General features: G+C 72.3%; 1 protein-coding gene. It reads right to left on the bottom strand.

Annotated features, from left to right (window positions below):
• The coding region (locus tag R2S09_RS40230; RefSeq protein ID WP_316746246.1) for a histidine kinase at positions 1–519 on the bottom strand (519 nt) is incomplete at both ends.

Genomic DNA, 519 nt, shown 5'->3' with positions numbered 1-519 from the left:
GTCCGTGACCGCCAGCCGCACCGTCCGGCCGTCCGTCTCCAGCGCCACCTCGGCCCGGTCGGCATGCGCGTGCCGGGCGATGTTCGTCAGCGACTCCGACAGCACCGCCACCACCTGATCCGCGGTCTCCCTGGGCACATGGGTGTCCAGCAGACCCTCCATCCGCACACTCGGCGCGAACCCCATCACCCGCGTGGCCTCGGCGATCACCCGCACCGCACGCGCCCGCAGGCCGGGAGCCGCCTCGTCCTCCCGCGTCCGCAGACCGAAGATCGTCGACCTGATGATCCTGATGGTCTCGTCGAGGTCGTCCACGGCCCGCAGCACCCGCTCCCTGGCACCCTCATGGCCGATGAACCGGCCCGCGCTCTGCAGGGTCATACCGGTGGCGAACAGCCGCTGTATGGCCAGGTCGTGCAGGTCCCGCGCGATCCGGTCGCGGTCCTCCAGCAGCGCGATCTGCTCCGCGTCCTGGCGCCGCTCGGCCAGCTCCATGGCCAGGGCGGCCTGCGCCGCGAA

It is taken from the genome of Streptomyces sp. MK7 (assembly GCF_032658145.1).
GTDB lineage: Bacteria > Actinomycetota > Actinomycetes > Streptomycetales > Streptomycetaceae > Streptomyces > Streptomyces spiralis.
The sequence above is the reverse complement of the archived record's forward strand: the minus strand, read 5'-3'. Positions and strand labels throughout refer to the sequence as shown.